The following is a 19,690-nucleotide window of genomic DNA, read 5'->3' as shown; positions in this document are numbered from 1 at the left end:
ATCTTAAAGAAAAAGCGCCCTACTCTAAGCAGGGTGCTTTTTTGAAGCTTTAGATTTCTGGATTTGAGTTCTAAACTGAAATATAAAGACCGATTTCTGCTCACTCTGAATTCAGTGCTTAATGGTTTTATTCATAAGGGTTTTACATGTCCTGTAAACAGGCTACTAGATTGATAAAGTGCACGCTCAATCAAGATGAACAGTAAGAATTCTAATTTTTCAGCCTGTCTTTCGCTCTTTTCGGAGAGAGACATCGTTTATTGAATTACTCTTGCTTAGCTTGTGCTCTTTTTTCACTTGCTCTAAAAAATAACTAATGTATTTCTTACAATGGCTGAATTCCCCCAAGCGCTGAGTTCTCTCCTAACTCATGCAGAAAATACTCAGATTGATCAAACTTTATTGCCCACGAGAGAACGATTCTCCATTCGCCTCACTGTCTATTGTTGGCGATACCTTCAGAAAATCAGTGAACAGATTCAAACCCCGATTGAGTCGCTTTCGGCGATACAAATAAAAGAGTGCATTGGCACCGATATAGAGTTACTGGCAGGACCACAAGTAGATGATCACTTTGTGGATTGGTTCAGTCACCTGGTCACCTCTTCGCTCAAACCGTTGAATGCGATCGCATTAGAGGAACAAGTGCTCATTAATGATTTGTCTTTAGGAACAATAATTGGTTGGTATACACGGAAAATTGTGCAATAAACAGATCAATAATCCATTAGGGTAGTGATTAAAATACTAACCTTCTTGCTTTCTTGTTGAAATTAATGCTATGGCTGGATAAAGGGCTGAGAGATCCATATAGATATTGTAAATCACTAATTTGTCTAATCTTTGCAAGAAAATGACTATCTTTAACGATATATCTCTAAATAATGAGTAGTTGCCATATCACTATTGTTGCAAATAAAAGTGGTGGAATTGGCCTCCCAGGCGAGTTTAGATTTGTTTTGTCCTTCGTTAACAGTCAAATGAGCCGTAGGTCTTGATTTACCTTGAAGCCCCCAGAACAAAAGGGTTTTGACTTGTAAAACATTCTGAGGTAAAAGTGAAAAAGTGACAGTTCTTAAAATAAATTGTGTAAAAAGGATAGTATAAATGACTTGGCAGTGATCTAAGTCATTGAGTCCCAGTAAGAATAATATTATTATCAACTGGAATTTCATGTATTTTTTATTCCCATGCATAAAAAATAATTATTGAATTGCTTGGCTGTTCAATTACCTGGATTCTAAGTTGTATAACTAACATTTTTAGATCAAAAAAAACTATTTTTAGATTTCCATCATTTAAAAATTATTGATAAGGTTACAATGGTTTTGCCAATAACCATTGTAACTAATAAGTGTTTCTATTAATAATATATTTAACTCATATTCTTAACTATGCTCCAAAAAGTGTTTTCCTTTGATGTATTTGACACAGTTATAGTGAGAGTATGGGCTAGGCCAACCGATTTATTTGTCCAAGTTGCTGATGAGCTTACTAAGGCAGGTCTGATTACGACAACCCAAGAGCAATGGCCAAATATAAGAACTAATATTGAAAAGGAATTACGATCTAAAAATCGTACTAAAGAGGTTCACATCGACTCGATTTATAATGCCCTAGCACTAAGGTATAGTTGGTCATCCACTGAACGTGAATTAGCTCTTCAGATTGAGACTGAGATAGAAAAAAAAGGATGGCATTTAGTTCCTTCAATAAAGAAGTATATTCAAGAGATACACCGGTCTGGAAATAATGTTATTTATATTGCAGATATGTATCTGCCTGAGATCATTATTCGTTCATTTTTGGATGAAAAAAAATTATGGAGAGAAGGAGATATTTTATATGTCTCTTCGTCCACAGGATTAACAAAAAAGACTGGAAGCCTATTTGATTTTTGCTTAAAAAAACAAGGTCTTAGCCCTCAGCAGTTAAATCATATGGGCGAAAATGCCATTAGTGATGTTTTAGTCCCCAAGCGGTCTGGGATAAATGCATGCCAATATACTGATACCCAATTAACAAGATATGAAAAGAGAATTGCAGAGCATACTTCTCTTCCACTAAAATTGCGTTCATTGCTGTCAGGCTCTTGTCGCCTTAATCGCTTAAATTCACCATATACAGACCCTCATCAATTAGTTATTTGGCAAACAGCTAGCGATGTGATGGGTCCAGTGTTGTTCAGTTTCGTTTATTGGTGTCTTTTTGAAGCAAAAAAGCGAAATATTGAACGTTTATACTTTATAGCTAGAGACGGTCAAATTCTCCATAAAATTGCAATTTTAATTTGCAAGGTCTGGGGATATAAGATTGATTGTCGATATTTATATGGTTCACGCCAAGCAATTAAGTTTCCTAGTATCAAGAAATTAGATTCATATGAATTAGACTGGATTTTTCAATTCAAAGAAGGATCTTTATCAGTCGATAGTGTTTGTGAAAGAGTGAATATAAGTCCATTAAAAATAAGAGATGTGTTAGTACGGAATGGATTTTCACAAGATATTTGGAAAATGGAACTCACAATTTCGGAAAGAGATAAACTTAGAAAAGTCTTTCAGGATGAGCAGGAAATTAGCAGTTTGATTTTAGCAACTGTTCAAAGCTACCGCGAATCAGCTATAGGTTATTTTTCCCAAGAAGGAATGTTGGATGAAATTTCTTATGGCTTCGTGGATTTAGGATGGACAGGCAGTGTTTTAAAAGCACTTGGTGATTTGTTGAAAGATGAGAAATTAAAACCAAATAAAGACATACAAGGTTTTTATTTTGCATTGAAACAGCGAGTGGATTTACCTTCGGAGAGCCTAGCTGCGTATTATTATGACAATTTAAACCCTAAATTCAAAAGACTTCAAGTATGCCAGTCATCAGAACTATTTGAAGCCTTAGTGGCTGCCGACCATGGAAGTACAGTTAAATATGAAAGACAAAATGATCGATATATACCTATACTTCGCAACTCTGAGAATAAAGAAATATTGGACTGGGGAATACATGCCTACCAAAAATCAATTTTGTCATTTTCCAATATCTTCTTGTTGAATGTTGAAGAAAACTTGTTTAGTATCTATGACTCTCTTACTATAAGTGATTCGCTTTTAAACCTATTTGTAAAGTCTCCTAGCCGCTTGGAGTCTGAGGTCTTTGGAAAGCTTCAACATTCACAGGATATGGTAGAAGCGCAATTATTCTATTTAGCTCCCAAATTGAGCGCGAAGGATTTTTTATATCTATTAGTCCAGGGAAATCCTTTCCCAAGTTATTTATGGATCCCTGCAGTTTTTGCACAAAGTAATCGTTATTCAATTCTACCTTTTGCCCTCTTCTTCAGCCTTTTTCAAGCTTTAAAGCTAGTAAAACAGCGAATGTTTTGGTTGGTAAATAGCTAGGTCCAAGAATGAATAAAATGATGTTCAGGAAGAATATTTTTGGAAGTTTAGACTGTTGTAACAGGAATAGCCGGGATATGAGGTAGGTTTTTATTGGTCAGGATTGTTTCCACTGCTTCTTTTTTAAGCGGCCTAGAAAATAAGTATCCTTGGGCAAATTCACAACCCATTTCTTGTAAATATTTTTGCTGGGTTTTAGTCTCGACCCCTTCAGCTACCACTTTCATATTGAGGTTCTGGCCTAGATTCACAATCGTTTTGACAATAGCGAGTCCATTATCTTGATCCATGCGAGAAACAAAAGAATAGTCCACTTTCAAGACATCCAGAGGAAAGGCATACAGGTAACTCAGAGATGAGTATCCTGTTCCAAAGTCGTCAATAGCCAGATGAATGCCCAGCTTTTTCAGATTATTTAATTGCTCGGAAATATTAGGTGCATTACTCAAAATGACCCCTTCGGTAATCTCCAGCTTCAGATGATGGGGTTTCATCCCCGTTTCCTGAATGATGGCAGTGACTTTTTTGCAAAAAGTAGATTGCAAAAACTGATGGGCCGAAATATTGACGTTGACAGTGAGTTCAGCAGAACTAGGATAAGTTCTTAACCAATGGGCCATCTGCTGACAGGCCTCAGTTAGCACCCACCAATCAATGGAGACCATCAGCCCTGCATCCTCTGCCACAGGAATAAATTCTGAGGGGGGGACTAACCCTCGCTCAGGATGATCCCATCTCAATAAAGCTTCAAAACCAACGATGTGTTCAGAATTGAGATCAACAATAGGCTGATAGACCAAGTGCAACTCGTTATTGTTAATGGCCCGTTGCAAGTCGGTCTCCAATTGCAGTTGGCTATTGACTTGGGCTCTCATGCCAGAAGAAAAAACCTCAAAACAGTTTTTGCCCTGTTTCTTGGCACGATACATAGCAGTATCGGCATCTTGCAAAAGCTCTTCTGGTGCTTGATAGTCTGGATTGGAAACCGTTATGCCAATGCTAGCGCTGGTATAAACTTCATGCTCTTCTAATGAAATTTTTGTTTTAAGAGCTTGAAGGATTCTTTGAGCAACGTGAATTGCTTCATCAGCATCTTCGACCGTATCCAGAAGAATAGCAAACTCATCTCCACCAAAGCGGGCAATCGTGTCTTGCTTGCGCAAACACTGCTGCAGCCGTTTTGACACTTCGATGAGCAACTGGTCTCCAACCCCATGGCCCAGGCTATCGTTAATAATTTTGAATCGATCTAAGTCGAGAAAGAGAACGGCAAACAGCCGAGATTGTTGATGTTCGGCCATGCGAAAGGCATGAGTCAATCGCTCCATAAACAGGACCCGATTGGGTAACTGGGTCATTTCATCATGCTGAGCTTTGAATTCTAGCTGAGCCCGTGTGGAGTAGTAAGCTGTGACGTCAGTTTGTGAACCCGCGATCCGAAAGGCCTGATTTTGATCATTGCGGAGGGCAAGACCACGGCCCCTGAACCACAAATACTCCCCATTACTGTGGAGAATGCGATATTCACTTTCAAATTGGGGGGTATCCCCTCTAAAGTGAGCAGATAAGTCCTCCGTCACTCGATCCTGATCCTGAGGATGAATGCGACTAAACCATTCGTCAGGACTGGCCCCAATGTCTTCTTCTGAGAAGCCCAGCATGGCTTTCCACCGATCAGAGAAATAGATCGTGTTGCTATGCAGGTCCCAGTCCCATAGACCGTCATTGGCTCCCTTGGCTGCAGCTGCATAACGCGCTTCGCTCAGCCTCAGTTGCTGCTCTGTCCGGCGATGTTGAGTAATGTCGATGAGATAACTACGGATCAGACCATTTTGGAGAATGCAATAAATCGCTTGTTCATAGATGGAACTGCCGATTTCCATCTCCCGGATAACATATTCAGATTGTTCCTGGACCAACTTCTCGTATAAGCCATCGGTTAGTGGGTGGCGTTTGATGGTTCGTAACTCAGGAAATTTATTTGAAGCAGCAGGATTGATATAGGTAATATTGCCGTCCAAATCTGTCTCAATGATGGGCAAAGGGGTCAGTTCTGGAAAGGAAGACAGCCGCACAAAAGCAGCGTCACCAGACTGTTGTTGGACGAGACTGTCTTGAATCCCTTGGGGGTTACCCACGGTCGCCTTATGAAAAAGGGTGGAACCAAGGGCAAGATTCGGTTTCGGTAAAGGAATCGGTAAGGATTGAACGTTGTTTTTCCCTATACCAATTCTGGGATCGTTAAGGTTTGAGGTCGAAACATAAGTGGCATGGATATGTTCGCCAAAGGAGATGACGTCATGATCTTGTAAGTCATGAATAAAGCATCGTTTACCATTAACCCACAATCCATTTTGGCTACGTTTCCCGTTTAGATCACCATCAATGATGCGAAAAGAATGTTGTTTCGTATTGACATCACAGATTCTCAACAAAAAAGCGTGATTGCGAGATACGGTTTGGTCATCTAGCACGATGGCATTCGCTTGGTGACGTCCAATCGTATAGGTTGCATCTTCTAAAGAGATCAGCTGTTTCTTCTGATCGATCTCAATTGCGAGAATATGATACGTTTGCCGGTTTGGATGAATTAGAGCTTCAACATTCCTGGCCGTTGATGCAGCTTTCTTATCCTTGCGACTAAACGCAATGGTGTATTCCTCTTCAGGGGAATTGGGGGAGTGCAGCATAGGAATGATCGATGCTCTGTTGAGTCGGAGGATCGCAAAAATGTGATTTACCTGGACCCAAAGATTGGTCTCACTTCTTGTTTAGTGTTCCCATACCGACCTGGATTTGGAGCAGCTAGAAGACAGATCCCGCTCTTTCCCCCGCCTGCTTTTGCTAAACAATCTTGAAGAGTGTAGGGAATTTACACCATCGGCTCTACACTCATCACAGGAATGCGGACATTACCATAGAAATAAGGTTTCATTGAGACAACCGTTATGCAGCAAGGTTCAAATGCAAACAGGCAGGTGGGAGCGATTTTTGGTATTCCCCTCTATGTAGACCCATCCTGGTTTTTGATTCTGGCTTTAGTCACGTTTGCCAATGGCGTGTCCTGGCAACAGCTCTACCCCAATTGGCTAACGGGTACGGCCTGGATTGTGGGCTTTGTCATGGCTTTACTGCTGTTTGTCTCAGTGTTGCTCCATGAGCTTGGCCATAGTTTAGTGGCAAGATCCCAAGGGATAAAGGTGAACTCCATCACTCTATTTTTATTTGGCGGCATTGCCTCTATTGATGAAGAAGCCAAGACCCCAGAACATGCGTTTCAAGTTGCGATCGCAGGTCCTGCTGTTAGCATCAGTATTTTCCTAATCCTCAGCCTCTGTGGAGAGTTTGCCGCAGCCGAAAGTCCGGCTCGTGTTTTATTGCAAAGCTTGGGAGAAATTAATCTAGTCCTGGCCCTATTTAACTTGATTCCTGGACTGCCTTTAGATGGCGGCCAAATTCTCAAGGCACTGGTTTGGAAAGTGACTGGCAATCGACTGCAGGGCGTCCGATGGGCTGCTCGTGTCGGTCAGGCGTTTGGCTGGCTTGCTGTAATTGTGGGTCTTGCGTTTACCTTCTTACTGGGACAGGTGAGCGGCATATGGGTGACCATGCTGGGATGGTTTGGTCTCCGTAATGCTTACAACTATGAGCAGTTCACGCAACTCCAAGAGGCATTGATCCAGCTCCAAGCTCAAGATGCGATGACTCGGGACTTTCGGGTGGTAGATGCTGAGAAATCCTTGAGTCAGTTTGCCGATCGCTATCTGCTCGACACCATGCGCCGCTCTGCTTATTTTGCAGCATCAGAAGGTCGGTATCGCGGAATAGTCGATATTGATGGCCTGAATACTATCGAGCGTAGCCAATGGGAGGTACAACCCATTCAATCCGTGGTCCGATCCTTACAACAAATTCCGACAGTACGCCAGGATACGCCGATTACAGAAGTGATCGAACTCCTAGAAGAGAAACAGCTGCCTCTGATTACTGTCTTATCTCCTGCAGATGCGGTTGCGGGTGTTATCGATCGAGGAGATACTGTCAAGGCGCTGGCTAAAAAGCTCAACTTGCCCATCTCTGATGAAGATATTCGCCGGATTAAAGATGAGGGTAGTTATCCTTCTACCCTCCAGCTTCCAGCTATTGCCCGATCTGTGATGGCGGATGTAATGGCTACCGAACCCACACCCGAAACCAGTTCACATTAATTCCTGGTAAGCTTGTTGTCCACAACTTGCATTAACTTTACTTGTTCAATAGCTTCCAGCTCTTTCGGGGAGAGGGATTCACAAGTAATTGTGGCTTCAAAACAAGTCTTTGCTGCTGCGATCAATGAAGAGATAATCACTGCTTCTGGGATCTGGTGAAGAGTGTTGTCTTTTTCAGGAATAGTTTGTCCGAATACCTGCTCAGTTAGCTCTGGACTGGGATTGATTCTCATGGAACCATGTTGCAAGACGGTTTGGCCTTGCCATGCCTGGGCACTTCCAATGAGTTTGTAGCCATTGCCTAGAACTAGATCGGCATTCGTGGCGGTTGCGAAGCAGTTGGCTTTGTGAGTATAGTTTCGGCGGGGTTCGCCAAAGCGCAGGCTGTATCCTAGTTCTTGCCAACCTTGAATTAAAAATTGACAGAGATCTTCATAAGCTTGACGGCGATTGCGATGGGGATGCGGAAGTGAGATCGCATAGGTCAGATCCCCTTCATGTAGAACTGCCCGACCACCTGTTGGGCGTCTTACTAACTCAATGGGATTACCTTGCCAAGTTAAATCTTGCCAATGCGAAGGCCAAGTTAACTGATTACGACCCAAGGAGATCGCCACTGGCGTCCAAGTATAAAACCGCAAGGTGGGTGGATGGTTACCGTGATAGCATTGATCAAATAACCATTGATCAATGGCCATCTGGGTTATGCCATCGGTCTTGAGGTAAGGGATTAATCGCCAATCCAAGATTAGACAGTAGCGGCGGGGAATTCGGCCTGCAATTCGTCATCATGGTCATCGGCAATGGTGGCTACCAAGGTAATGAGATGAGAAATTTCCCCAGGTGACAAATCAGCCACTGAGCGACTGGTAACGGCAACAACCTGTTGATTAAACATACTAAAGTGGGCCTCAAAAGTGCTTAACCAGTTCAGTTCCAGTAATTTCCGCATGAGGTGAGTCTCATTTTGTACGGGGAGTTGCAATACCGGAGACCAAACTGTAAATGAGTCATCTTCTGAACTGCCTGTTAACTGGATAAATACATCCACTGATCCATACTTGAACTTCCAAATGTGTCCGTCTTCAGAAGAATTCACCAAAACATTATTGTGCTGATCCAGACTAGAAATAACCGTTTCGATGATGTCCGTATAGTTTAAGGTTTCTACTTCGTTTGACATATCAGGATTGGTCTTAGGTTTATAGCTCATCATAGACAAACTATGTGAGGTTTACAGATGGGCGAACTGGTTGAAGGTAAATTCAACCGATATAAAAAAACAATGTGAGAGCAGTAGCCAGGGGCAATTGTGAACGAAATTTTCCCAGCCAACGGGCTAGTTACAATAAAAAGCTTACTCTTAACTATTGTGGGAACACATAACGCTCTCTATCTTGCCCTAGGGGTTGGTAGAAATAAACATTTCATTGATAAAGTTTTAATTTACTCGACCTGGCCTGGACTTTCGATCTGAAGGATTAAATAAGACTTTTTGCCTCAGTTGAGAGCTGCTGTAAGTTATTCTGAGCAGAATGCAGCGGAATCCTAATCCATAAAAGTTTGTAATGCCTTGCATTTAATAGATGAATAGAGATGAAAAGTCTGACTTACCCTAGATAGGTCAACCAGTCTGAGACTCTGCATTTACAGCTTTGAACACAACAATGGATGACTTTGGAATCTGAGAATTATGCTGAAATCACAGCAACTTCGCTGCTCCTCTTGCGTCAAATCTGCTAGAACAAAGTCATACCGTTGACTTTACGAAATGTTATAGTTTCTGCCAAGGATCTCTTGCAGGAATGTGGTTTTGAGGAAGTGAATCTATGTCGATTAGTCTGAAAGAGGCCATTGAGGTTGGAACCTATATCGTTACCCAGCGTATGAAAGGCCGGAAACGGTTCCCATTGGTTCTAATGCTAGAGCCCTTATTTCGCTGTAATCTAGCCTGTTCGGGTTGTGGCAAAATTCAACATCCACCCGAGATTCTTCGCCAACACCTTTCCCCAGAGGAATGTTTCGCCGCTGTAGAAGAATGTGGTGTTCCAGTGGTTTCAATCCCAGGTGGTGAACCCCTACTCCACCCCCAAATTGAAGAAATTGTGGCGGGATTAGTTGCTCGCCGGAAATTTGTGTATCTTTGCAGCAACGCCATTTTGCTGGAGAAAAATCTCCATAAGTTCAAGCCCTCCCCCTACTTGACATTCAGCATTCACTTGGATGGGTTAAAGGAACAACATGACCACTGTGTGGATCGAGATGGAGTCTTTGATGTGGCGGTCGCTGCGATCAAAGCAGCTAAGGCCAAAGGGTTTCGGGTTACAACTAATACAACTGTTTTTGATGGTGCAAATCCCAATGACATGCATCAATTCTTTGATTTTGTCAGTTCCCTAGGTGTAGATGGGATGATGATTTCGCCGGGCTACAGCTATGAATGGGCCCCAGATCAGGATCACTTCTTAAAGCGTGAGCAAACTAGAGCATTATTTCGTCAAGTTCTGGCTCCCTTTCGCTCCGGCCAGAAAAAGTGGAACTTTAATCACAACCCCTTATTCCTAGACTTTCTGACGGGAGAAAAGGATTATGAATGCACGCCTTGGGGTAGTCCCAGCTATAGTGTTCTCGGTTGGCAAAAACCCTGTTATCTGTTGAATGAAGGGCATTACAAGTCATTCCAAGAGTTATTGGACAACACGGACTGGGATCAGTATGGCCGAGCCAGCGGTAATCCCAAATGTCAAGATTGCATGGTGCATTGTGGGTTTGAGCCCACTGCTGCTGTAGATGCGCTTCAACCCAATAATATGGGTCGAGCTGTTGCGGGTTTGTTTGGATAAATTACTGAAACTATGACTGCAAAAGTAGAAATTTATACTTGGGCCGCCTGCCCGTTTTGTATTCAAGCCAAGCAGCTACTGGATAGCAAAAACATCAACTTTACTGAATATGGCATTGATGGAGATGAAATGGCTCGCTCTGAAATGGCTGAACGAGCCTTTGGACGGCGCTCCCTACCACAAATCTTTATCAATGATGAGCATATTGGGGGGTGTGATGATCTTTATGAGCTAGAGGGACAAGGTAAACTGGATTCGCTGTTGCAAGCTTAAGGTGCAGCGTGAAGCTAGCATTTATCATTGATCCCATCTCTGCATTAGATCCAGGACACGACACCAGTGTTGCTTTGATGGAGTCTGCACAAGCCGCTGGCTATGAAGTGTGGATGACTCAATTTGACCAGCTCAGTGTACTTGAGGGACAGGCATGGGCAACCCTAACGCCTGTGACTTTAAAACCTGTAAAGCTGGTCGATGGGGTATGGGTGTCGGTCAAAGATTGGTTTGTATTGGGAGATCCCCAGTTTCAACCCTTGACCCATATGGATGCCGTGTGGATGCGAAAAGATCCCCCGGTTACTGTCTCGTATCTATATGCCACCTATCTTCTAGACTATGTCGATCCTCAACAAACCCTCTTGATTAATCATCCACGGGGGCTAAGGGCTGCCAACGAAAAGATGTATGCTCTACAGTTTCAGGGGGCGATTCCTGAAACAATCGTGAGCCAAGATAAGCGCGTGATCCTGCAGTTTGTGCAGGATAAGGGCATGGCGGTTCTGAAGCCGCTGGGAGGTAAGGCTGGAGAAGGGATCCTATTGCTGCAAGCGGAAGATCGCAATCTCAATTCTCTGATTGAGATCAGTACGCGCCGAGGACAGGAGCCAGTCATGGTTCAAGTCTATTTACCAGAAGCTCAACAGGGAGATAAGCGGATTATTCTGCTGGATGGAGAACCCATTGGTGCGGTTAACCGTGTTCCCAGGGGACAAGAGTTTAGGGGCAATATGGCAACCGGAGGACGAGTGGTTCAAGCTCAAATCACCGATCGGGAAAAATCGATTTGCAGCCAGCTCGGCCCGGTTCTAAAACGGGACGGTTTGATGTTTGTTGGGATTGATATTATTGGTGGCTACTTAACAGAAGTGAATGTAACGAGTCCGACGGGGATTCGGGAAATTGATCGCTTAGATAATACCTCTCTAGGCGAAAAGGTGATGCATTGGTTGGTTACTGCTAAACAAGGTCTCTTACATTAGTCTGCATAAATGAACAAACCCACTGTATTGGTAACGGGTGGCGCCGGTTACATCGGTTCTCACACTGTTCTGGCACTGCAACAAGCAGGCTACTCTGTAGTCGTGTTAGATAATTTAGTCTATGGTCATCGCGATATTGTTGAGTCCGTTTTGCAAGTTGGGTTTATTTGTGGCGATATTTGCGATCGCACCCTCCTAGACCAGATCTTTTCCCAACATGACATTGCGGCAGTCATTCATTTTGCCGCCTATGCCTACGTTGGAGAATCCGTCGAAGATCCGGCCAAGTATTACCGCAATAACGTCGTGGGAACTTTGACGTTGTTAGAATCGATGCATGCAGCTAAGGTGACTAACTTTGTCTTTTCTTCTACCTGTGCTTCCTACGGCCATCCTAATCAAATTCCCATTCCCGAAGAACACCCCCAGGATCCCATTAATCCCTATGGGATGACAAAGTTTATGGTGGAGAAGATCCTCACGGACTTTGATCAAGCCTACGGTCTGAGATCAGTGCGGTTCCGGTATTTCAACGCTGCAGGGGCCGATCCAGACGGTCGCCTAGGAGAAGATCACAATCCAGAAACCCATTTAATTCCCCTAGTCCTAATGACAGCTCTGGGAAAACGGGAAAACATCACCATCTTTGGCACCGACTACAAAACTTCAGATGGAACCTGTGTACGAGACTATATCCATGTCACCGATCTAGCCCAAGCCCATGTATTGGGATTGGAATATCTCTTATCCGGTGGTGAAACCAGCGTCTTTAACCTAGGGAATGGTGATGGTTTCTCCGTGCGAGAAGTCATAGATATGGCCAAAAAGGTTACCGGGCTGCCCATCCCCGTGGTAGAAGGCTATCGACGAGCTGGCGACCCTGCCCTACTCATTGGCAGTGCCGCCAAGGCCCGCAAAATTTTGAACTGGCAACCCCAATATGCTGATTTAGAAAAGATTATCAGCCATGCCTGGCAATGGCATCAAAAGCGGCACGCTTAGACAGCTATTCTTGGGTCTGTACTGTTAATACCTGCGGGGGCGTGGAATCCGGTGGATAGAGAAAATCAACCTGAACCAGGCGAATATCCTGGGGTGCAATTTCCAGATTCACTAAGGCTTGGGCGGGTTCCCCTCGATGCTGCACAAAATGCACATAGCGAGTCTGGGGACGCCCCTTGTCATCCTGATAACGGGCTCTAACGGTCCCCCGAAAGAAGACCTGTTTGGCAGGAGGCTCAAAAAACTGAAGATTTCCCTCGCTTTGATCATTCTTGATTGGAGTTTGAAACGTAATAGCAACTTTCTTCGCTACGTCGCTGGAATTGTGGAGCGGTAGATTCAGACTATATTGAATCCCATAATTGCCATGGGCAGCGTAAGCCGTATCTGGATAGCGAACAATCATCGGTGCACTTTGGATCTGTTTAGTCCCAAAAGTTCCTCGATCAACACTACTCAAAACATAAGAGAAAGCTTTGCCTACTTCTGGAATCTTTAGGGTATAACCTTTAGAATCTGGATCAGTGATTTGAGCCTTCCAGCTAGAACCTTTTGCAACTCCTGCAACTCGGCTATAGATTAATTGTCCAGGTTGTCCGGGAGGGGTAGGAGTTTTGTCTCTAGGACCAGACAACTTGCCTTCTTGAAGCAGCTTCTCCCATTCGGCCAGAGTGGGTTCACGCTCCTCTCCTTCTGAATTGGTTGGGGCAAACATCGCTAGACTGGCTGCATAGACTTTCCCCGTACTTCGTAACCTCGCTAGGGTAGATCGACCATTGATGGGTGGGGCTAATTCCTTAACTGGGATAGGGACATTTAACAGCATTCGACTTTCCCCTGCTGGAATGATGATTTGAGCAGGCCAGTTGTCTTGCCTCTTGCCCCTCAAGACATCATCTGTGGCTCGCCCCCCGGGTCCCGCATAAACCATTCCGTTGGGATTAGGTAAATAGTTATCTAAAGGGATAAATGGAGCGTCAGGCTGACTTAAGTAACTCGCTGCTTGAAGTATATTCACTGTGACGGGAGTTTTGCCTGGATTGTGTAAGAGCACCCCCATGTATAGGGTCTTTAAGTCATCGGGGGCCGTGGCTTTTGCGATATGGTGGGCAAATACATCGAACCGGCCTTGTAAGTGCTGGTTAAGGTGGGCGGTTGGAACTGCTTTATCTGTCCCTGGGAAGGTCGATAACAAGATGCCTTCTGTTTGGACGACTTCAGGACTATTGCTGTTAAATACCATCACAGAATCAAGTTGGCCTGGTAGCGCTCTAACTTCCTGCGGTTGTACAACAATCTCAGGTGAAGCAGGTGCAGAAGATTGAGCAACAAGTAGAGCAGAAATCAGGGACAACATAGGCAAGAACCAAATAGAGGTACCACAAACAAGAAAATCTTACTGGTAGATGACGCTTCTCCCACAGGTTAAGGTCCACTTTTGATCATCTATTAATAAATTAAAGCTTTCGTTCGAGGATGTTATCGTCAAATTTGCCAGCCAATTGTTTAGTGGGAAAGTCTACAGACGAGGAGTAGGTCATGCTCTGAAAGTTTTGTAATCCTAATAGTTGGTTCGCCAAGCAGGAGAGATCACTGATCCAACTGGATATGCATGCACCCAAAACCTTTTTTTGAAAAATGCTTGACACGTCAATACAGGGTTGTTATATTGGTCAAGCGCTCGAAAACAGGCTTGCCTGTCGAAGGCGCCCCGAACCTAGACAAATCAATAGTTTGAAAGATTTAAGACAATCATCCTCGTCGGAGTTTTTAGACGAAGGGAAGCTTGCTTCCCAATAGTCTATCAACTTCAACATTAAGATAATTACAGAACAAATTCTCACATGGAGAGTTTGATCCTGGCTCAGGATGAACGCTGGCGGTATGCTTAACACATGCAAGTCGAACGGCAGCACGAGGAGCTTGCTCCTTGGTGGCGAGTGGCGGACGGGTGAGTAACGCGTGAGAATCTACCTTCAGGTCTGGGACAACAGTTGGAAACGACTGCTAATACCGGATGTGCCTTAGGGTGAAAGTTTTTTCGCCTGAAGATGAGCTCGCGTCTGATTAGTTAGTTGGTGGGGTAACGGCTTACCAAGACATCGATCAGTAGCTGGTCTGAGAGGACGATCAGCCACACTGGGACTGAGACACGGCCCAGACTCCTACGGGAGGCAGCAGTGGGGAATTTTCCGCAATGGGCGAAAGCCTGACGGAGCAATACCGCGTGCGGGAGGAAGGCCTTTGGGTCGTAAACCGCTTTTAACAGGGAAGAAGATCTGACGGTACCTGTTGAATAAGCCTCGGCTAACTCCGTGCCAGCAGCCGCGGTAAGACGGAGGAGGCAAGCGTTATCCGGAATTATTGGGCGTAAAGCGTCCGCAGGTGGCCTATCAAGTCTGTTGTTAAAGCCCAGGGCTCAACTCTGGATCAGCAATGGAAACTGAAAGGCTAGAGTACGGTAGGGGTAGAGGGAATTCCCAGTGTAGCGGTGAAATGCGTAGATATTGGGAAGAACACCAGTGGCGAAGGCGCTCTGCTGGGCCGTAACTGACACTCATGGACGAAAGCTAGGGGAGCGAAAGGGATTAGATACCCCTGTAGTCCTAGCTGTAAACGATGAACACTAGGTGTTGGCCGTATCGACCCGGTCAGTGCCGTAGCCAACGCGTTAAGTGTTCCGCCTGGGGAGTACGCACGCAAGTGTGAAACTCAAAGGAATTGACGGGGGCCCGCACAAGCGGTGGAGTATGTGGTTTAATTCGATGCAACGCGAAGAACCTTACCAGGGCTTGACATGTCGCGAATCCTTGGGAAACCAAGGAGTGCCTTCGGGAACGCGAACACAGGTGGTGCATGGCTGTCGTCAGCTCGTGTCGTGAGATGTTGGGTTAAGTCCCGCAACGAGCGCAACCCACGTCTTTAGTTGCCATCATTTAGTTGGGCACTCTAGAGAGACTGCCGGTGACAAACCGGAGGAAGGTGTGGATGACGTCAAGTCAGCATGCCCCTTACGCTCTGGGCTACACACGTACTACAATGGTTAGGACAAAGAGCTGCCAACTCGCGAGAGTGCGCTAATCTCATAAACCTAGCCTCAGTTCAGATTGCAGGCTGCAACTCGCCTGCATGAAGGAGGAATCGCTAGTAATCGCAGGTCAGCATACTGCGGTGAATACGTTCCCGGGCCTTGTACACACCGCCCGTCACACCATGGAAGCTGGCCACGCCCGAAGTCGTTACCCCAACCCTTGTGGAGGGGACGCCGAAGGTAGGGCTGGTGACTGGGGTGAAGTCGTAACAAGGTAGCCGTACCGGAAGGTGTGGCTGGATCACCTCCTTTTAGGGAGACCTACTTGGTAACAGCCGAACTCACGTATATAGGCGTTAGACAAGTCATCCCAAGGTCGGTCGAGGAGTCTTAGCTTTCAAACTATTCTAGGTTGGTGAAAACTCTAGGATCAGATTCAGGAGTCTTGCACTTTTGAATCTGTTTTAGAGTTAAACACCACGGGCTATTAGCTCAGGTGGTTAGAGCGCACCCCTGATAAGGGTGAGGTCCCTGGTTCGAGTCCAGGATGGCCCACTCATTATTTATTTGGGGGTATAGCTCAGTTGGTAGAGCGCCTGCTTTGCAAGCAGGATGTCAGCGGTTCGAGTCCGCTTACCTCCACCAAATAAATTTTCTAATTTTTCTAACTCGATACGGATCATTGCCTCTTGCAAGCTGTTTTGTCTAATTTTTTATTGACATGACATCCTGCTGGATGCAAGTCCAGCCAGAACCTTGAAAACTGCATAGCATTATAAATTCTGTCAGGTAGGTCAGTTGATTGCCTTGTGCAATGGACTGACATTTACAGACACCAATGAAAACTTTTTGTGGTCAAGCTACAAAGGGCTAACGGTGGATACCTAGGCACACAGAGGCGATGAAGGACGTGGTTACCGACGATACGCTTCGGGGAGCTGGAAACAAGCATTGATCCGGAGGTTTCCGAATGGGGCAACCCTTAAAACGGCTGACTGAATCCATAGGTCAGCACGAGCGAACCCAGTGAACTGAAACATCTTAGTAACTGGAGGAAGAGAAAGCAAACGCGATTCCCTTAGTAGCGGCGAGCGAAGCGGGAACAGCCTAAACCAAGGGTTTTTACTCTTGGGGTTGTGGGACAGCGACATGGACTCTAGCGGTTAGACGAAGCAGCTGAATACTGCACCAGAGAAGGTGAAAGTCCTGTAGTCAAAAACTTAAAGATACTAGCTGTATCCCGAGTAGCATGGGGCACGTGAAATCCCGTGTGAATCTGCGAAGACCACTTCGTAAGGCTAAATACTCCTGTGTGACCGATAGTGAACCAGTACCGCGAGGGAAAGGTGAAAAGAACCCCGGGAGGGGAGTGAAATAGAATATGAAACCGTTAGCTTACAAGCAATGGGAGGCCGATTTAACGGCTGACCGTGTGCCTGTTGAAGAATGAGCCGGCGACTTATAAGTACTGGCAGGTTAAGACGGAAATGTCGAAGCCAAAGGGAAACCGAGTCTGATAAGGGCGTTAGTCAGTATTTATAGACCCGAACCTGGGTGATCTAACCATGGCCAGGATGAAGCTTGGGTAACACCAAGTGGAGGTCCGAACCGACTTCTGTTGAAAAAGGAGCGGATGAGCTGTGGTTAGGGGTGAAATGCCAATCGAACCCAGAGCTAGCTGGTTCTCCCCGAAATGTGTTTAGGCGCAGCGGTTGAGATTATAGCGGGGGGGTAGAGCACTGAATCGGTGCGGGCTGCGAGAGCGGTACCAAATCGAATCAAACTCCGAATACCCCGTGTACACTCAACTAGTAAGACGGTGGGGGATAAGCTTCATCGTCGAAAGGGAAACAGCCCAGATCACCAGCTAAGGCCCCTAAATTGTTACTAAGTGGCAAAGGAGGTGGGAGTGCAGAGACAACCAGGAGGTTTGCCTAGAAGCAGCCATCCTTGAAAGAGTGCGTAATAGCTCACTGGTCAAGCGCTCCTGCGCCGAAAATGAACGGGACTAAGTAACATGCCGAAGCTGTGAACTTGATTTATCAAGTGGTAGGGGAGCGTTCTACGTTAGGTTGAAGCATTAGCGTGAGCAGGTGTGGACGAAGTAGAAGTGAGAATGTCGGCTTGAGTAGCGAAAACATTGGTGAGAATCCAATGCCCCGAAACCCTAAGGGTTCCTCCGGAAGGCTCGTCCGCGGAGGGTTAGTCAGGACCTAAGGCGAGGCTGAAAGCGTAGTCGATGGACAACGGGTTAATATTCCCGTACTGATTTTGGATTGTGCAGAGGGACGGAGTAGGCTAAGCCAGCCGGAAGTTGGTTACCGGTTGAAGCGTTCAAGGTGTTGAGGGACGGCGAAAACGTCCTGAGCTGAGGCGCGAGTACGAGGAGATACGTCTCCGAAGTGGCTGATGTCAAGCTTCCAAGAAAAGCTCTAAACACGTTAATCCAAGATTACCTGTACCCGAAACCGACACAGGTAGGGAGGTAGAGAATACCAAGGGGCGCGAGGTAACTCTCTCTAAGGAACTCGGCAAAATTGCCCCGTAACTTCGGGAGAAGGGGTGCCACCGCGAGGTGGTCGCAGTGAATAGATCCAGGCGACTGTTTACCAAAACACAGGTCTCCGCTAAGTCGCAAGACGATGTATGGGGGCTGACGCCTGCCCAGTGCCGGAAGGTTAAGGAAGTTGGTTAGCTTCGGCGAAGCTAGCGACCGAAGCCCCGGTGAACGGCGGCCGTAACTATAACGGTCCTAAGGTAGCGAAATTCCTTGTCGGGTAAGTTCCGACCCGCACGAAAGGCGTAACGATCTGGATACTGTCTCGGAGAGAGGCTCGGCGAAATAGGATTGTCTGTGAAGATACGGACTACCTGCACCCGGACAGAAAGACCCTATGAAGCTTTACTATAGCTTGGAATTGGGTTCGGGCTTTGATTGCGCAGGATAGGTGGGAGATGTTGAGACAGTGCTTGTGGGCATTGTGGAGTCACTGGTGAGATACCACTCTATCAAGGCTAGAATTCTAACCTTTACCCGTTATCCGGGAGAGGAACAGTTTCAGGTGGGTAGTTTGACTGGGGCGGTCGCCTCCTAAACGGTAACGGAGGCGCGCAAAGGTTCCCTCAGGCTGGACGGAAATCAGCCGCAGAGTGTAAAGGTATAAGGGAGCTTGACTGCAAGACCTACAAGTCGAGCAGGGACGAAAGTCGGCCTTAGTGATCCGACGGCACAGCGTGGAATGGCCGTCGCTCAACGGATAAAAGTTACTCTAGGGATAACAGGCTGATCTCCCCCAAGAGTTCACATCGACGGGGAGGTTTGGCACCTCGATGTCGGCTCATCGCAACCTGGGGCGGTAGTACGTCCCAAGGGTTGGGCTGTTCGCCCATTAAAGCGGTACGTGAGCTGGGTTCAGAACGTCGTGAGACAGTTCGGTCCATATCCGGTGTAGGCGCAAGAGCATTGAGAGGATTCCTCCTTAGTACGAGAGGACCGGGAGGAACGCACCGCTGGTGTACCTGTTATCGTGCCAACGGTAAACGCAGGGTAGCCAAGTGCGGAGTGGATAACCGCTGAAAGCATCTAAGTGGGAAGCCCACCTCAAGATGAGTGCTCTCATGGTGTAAGCCAGTAAGGTCACGGGAAGACGACCCGTTAATAGGCGGTAGATGGAAGCGTGGTAACATGTGCAGTCGAGCCGTACTAATAGACCGAGGGCTTGACCTCATTTAACTGGTGTTGATGACAGAATTTAGCTATGCAGTCTTGAGGGTTTTGACCCTAACAGTCTTCCTGGTGCTTATTGCACGGTGGACCCACTCCGACCCATCCCGAACTCGGTTGTGAAACGCTGTAGCGGCGAAGATACTTGGGGGGTAGCTCCCTGGAAAAATAGCTCGGTGCCAGGTTAATATTTCAAGCAGACCTTCTCCAATGAGAGGGTCTTCTTTT

11 protein-coding genes, 2 tRNA genes and 3 rRNA genes are annotated in these 19,690 nt (G+C 45.9%); 12 read left to right on the top strand and 4 right to left on the bottom strand.

Going from position 1 to position 19,690, the window contains the following annotated elements:
* Window positions 1–330 precede the first annotated feature (330 nt).
* Both ON05_RS03535 and ON05_RS03530 read left to right on the top strand, forming a co-directional pair.
* Window positions 331–711 (top strand): hypothetical protein, encoded by a 381-nt coding sequence (locus ON05_RS03535; protein WP_010476875.1) that lies wholly within the window; start codon window positions 331–333, stop codon window positions 709–711.
* 683 nt (window positions 712–1,394) lie between these two features.
* A complete protein-coding gene (locus ON05_RS03530) occupies window positions 1,395–3,395 on the top strand; it encodes a hypothetical protein (protein ID WP_010476877.1) in 2,001 nt (666 codons plus the stop codon).
* A gap of 47 nt (window positions 3,396–3,442) precedes the next feature.
* Here the strand turns inward: ON05_RS03530 and ON05_RS03525 are convergent, their stop codons facing one another.
* A complete protein-coding gene (locus ON05_RS03525; RefSeq protein ID WP_010476878.1) occupies window positions 3,443–6,085 on the bottom strand; it encodes an EAL domain-containing protein in 2,643 nt (880 codons plus the stop codon).
* 258 nt (window positions 6,086–6,343) lie between these two features.
* Here ON05_RS03525 and ON05_RS03520 point away from each other — a divergent pair, with 258 nt between their 5' ends.
* Window positions 6,344–7,603, top strand: coding sequence for a site-2 protease family protein (locus ON05_RS03520; RefSeq protein ID WP_010476879.1), 1,260 nt, complete (start codon window positions 6,344–6,346; stop codon window positions 7,601–7,603).
* Here ON05_RS03520 and ON05_RS03515 read toward each other — a convergent pair.
* Both ON05_RS03515 and ON05_RS03510 read right to left on the bottom strand, forming a co-directional pair.
* A complete protein-coding gene (locus ON05_RS03515; protein WP_010476880.1) occupies window positions 7,600–8,301 on the bottom strand; it encodes a lipoate--protein ligase family protein in 702 nt (233 codons plus the stop codon). The two genes, ON05_RS03520 and ON05_RS03515, sit on opposite strands and share 4 nt — an antisense overlap.
* A gap of 50 nt (window positions 8,302–8,351) precedes the next feature.
* On the bottom strand, window positions 8,352–8,819 hold the full coding sequence (locus ON05_RS03510) for a YbjN domain-containing protein (RefSeq protein WP_029315439.1): 468 nt from the start codon (window positions 8,817–8,819) through the stop codon (window positions 8,352–8,354).
* A 613-nt stretch (window positions 8,820–9,432) separates the two neighbouring features.
* Between ON05_RS03510 and hpnH the strand changes: the two genes are divergently transcribed.
* From hpnH to galE, 4 genes are read left to right on the top strand one after another with little or no spacing between them, the layout of a single operon-like run.
* Window positions 9,433–10,446 (top strand): adenosyl-hopene transferase HpnH, encoded by a 1,014-nt coding sequence (gene hpnH, locus ON05_RS03505; RefSeq protein ID WP_010476882.1) that lies wholly within the window; start codon window positions 9,433–9,435, stop codon window positions 10,444–10,446.
* A 12-nt stretch (window positions 10,447–10,458) separates the two neighbouring features.
* On the top strand, window positions 10,459–10,719 hold the full coding sequence (grxC, locus tag ON05_RS03500) for a glutaredoxin 3 (RefSeq protein ID WP_010476883.1): 261 nt from the start codon (window positions 10,459–10,461) through the stop codon (window positions 10,717–10,719).
* Window positions 10,720–10,727: 8 nt separating this feature from the next.
* On the top strand, window positions 10,728–11,705 hold the full coding sequence (gene gshB / locus ON05_RS03495; protein WP_010476884.1) for a glutathione synthase: 978 nt from the start codon (window positions 10,728–10,730) through the stop codon (window positions 11,703–11,705).
* 9 nt (window positions 11,706–11,714) lie between these two features.
* Window positions 11,715–12,707 (top strand): UDP-glucose 4-epimerase GalE, encoded by a 993-nt coding sequence (galE, locus tag ON05_RS03490; RefSeq protein WP_010476885.1) that lies wholly within the window; start codon window positions 11,715–11,717, stop codon window positions 12,705–12,707.
* A gap of 4 nt (window positions 12,708–12,711) precedes the next feature.
* Here the strand turns inward: galE and ON05_RS03485 are convergent, their stop codons facing one another.
* Window positions 12,712–14,064, bottom strand: a complete 1,353-nt coding sequence (locus tag ON05_RS03485) for a DUF3370 domain-containing protein (protein ID WP_010476886.1) — start codon at window positions 14,062–14,064, stop codon at window positions 12,712–12,714.
* Between the two features lie 484 nt (window positions 14,065–14,548).
* Between ON05_RS03485 and ON05_RS03480 the strand changes: the two genes are divergently transcribed.
* The 5 genes from ON05_RS03480 to rrf all read left to right on the top strand — a co-directional run bounded on the left by ON05_RS03480 (window position 14,549) and on the right by rrf (window position 19,647).
* A 16S ribosomal RNA gene (locus ON05_RS03480) occupies window positions 14,549–16,050 on the top strand.
* Between the two features lie 169 nt (window positions 16,051–16,219).
* Window positions 16,220–16,293, top strand: a tRNA-Ile gene (locus ON05_RS03475).
* A 14-nt stretch (window positions 16,294–16,307) separates the two neighbouring features.
* A tRNA-Ala gene (locus ON05_RS03470) sits at window positions 16,308–16,383 on the top strand.
* A gap of 208 nt (window positions 16,384–16,591) precedes the next feature.
* Window positions 16,592–19,465 (top strand): 23S ribosomal RNA (locus ON05_RS03465).
* 65 nt (window positions 19,466–19,530) lie between these two features.
* Window positions 19,531–19,647, top strand: a 5S ribosomal RNA gene (gene rrf / locus ON05_RS03460).
* Together the 16S, 23S and 5S rRNA genes with 2 tRNA genes alongside form the textbook arrangement of a ribosomal RNA operon.
* Window positions 19,648–19,690: the final 43 nt, after the last annotated feature.

The sequence above is a fragment of the Acaryochloris sp. CCMEE 5410 genome (genome assembly GCF_000238775.2).
Classification (GTDB): Bacteria; Cyanobacteriota; Cyanobacteriia; order Thermosynechococcales; family Thermosynechococcaceae; genus Acaryochloris.
Note: the sequence above shows the minus strand (reverse complement) of the source record. Positions and strands in the feature narration are given on the sequence as shown.

Coding starts and splice junctions, on each gene's coding strand:
- ON05_RS03535 (WP_010476875.1), top strand. CDS start 331: ATGGCTGAATTCCCCCAAGCGCTGAGTTCTCTCCTAACTCATGCAGAA.
- ON05_RS03530 (WP_010476877.1), top strand. CDS start 1,395: ATGCTCCAAAAAGTGTTTTCCTTTGATGTATTTGACACAGTTATAGTG.
- ON05_RS03525 (WP_010476878.1), bottom strand. CDS start 6,085: ATGCTGCACTCCCCCAATTCCCCTGAAGAGGAATACACCATTGCGTTT.
- ON05_RS03520 (WP_010476879.1), top strand. CDS start 6,344: ATGCAGCAAGGTTCAAATGCAAACAGGCAGGTGGGAGCGATTTTTGGT.
- ON05_RS03515 (WP_010476880.1), bottom strand. CDS start 8,301: ATGGCCATTGATCAATGGTTATTTGATCAATGCTATCACGGTAACCAT.
- ON05_RS03510 (WP_029315439.1), bottom strand. CDS start 8,819: ATGATGAGCTATAAACCTAAGACCAATCCTGATATGTCAAACGAAGTA.
- hpnH (WP_010476882.1), top strand. CDS start 9,433: ATGTCGATTAGTCTGAAAGAGGCCATTGAGGTTGGAACCTATATCGTT.
- grxC (WP_010476883.1), top strand. CDS start 10,459: ATGACTGCAAAAGTAGAAATTTATACTTGGGCCGCCTGCCCGTTTTGT.
- galE (WP_010476885.1), top strand. CDS start 11,715: ATGAACAAACCCACTGTATTGGTAACGGGTGGCGCCGGTTACATCGGT.
- ON05_RS03485 (WP_010476886.1), bottom strand. CDS start 14,064: ATGTTGTCCCTGATTTCTGCTCTACTTGTTGCTCAATCTTCTGCACCT.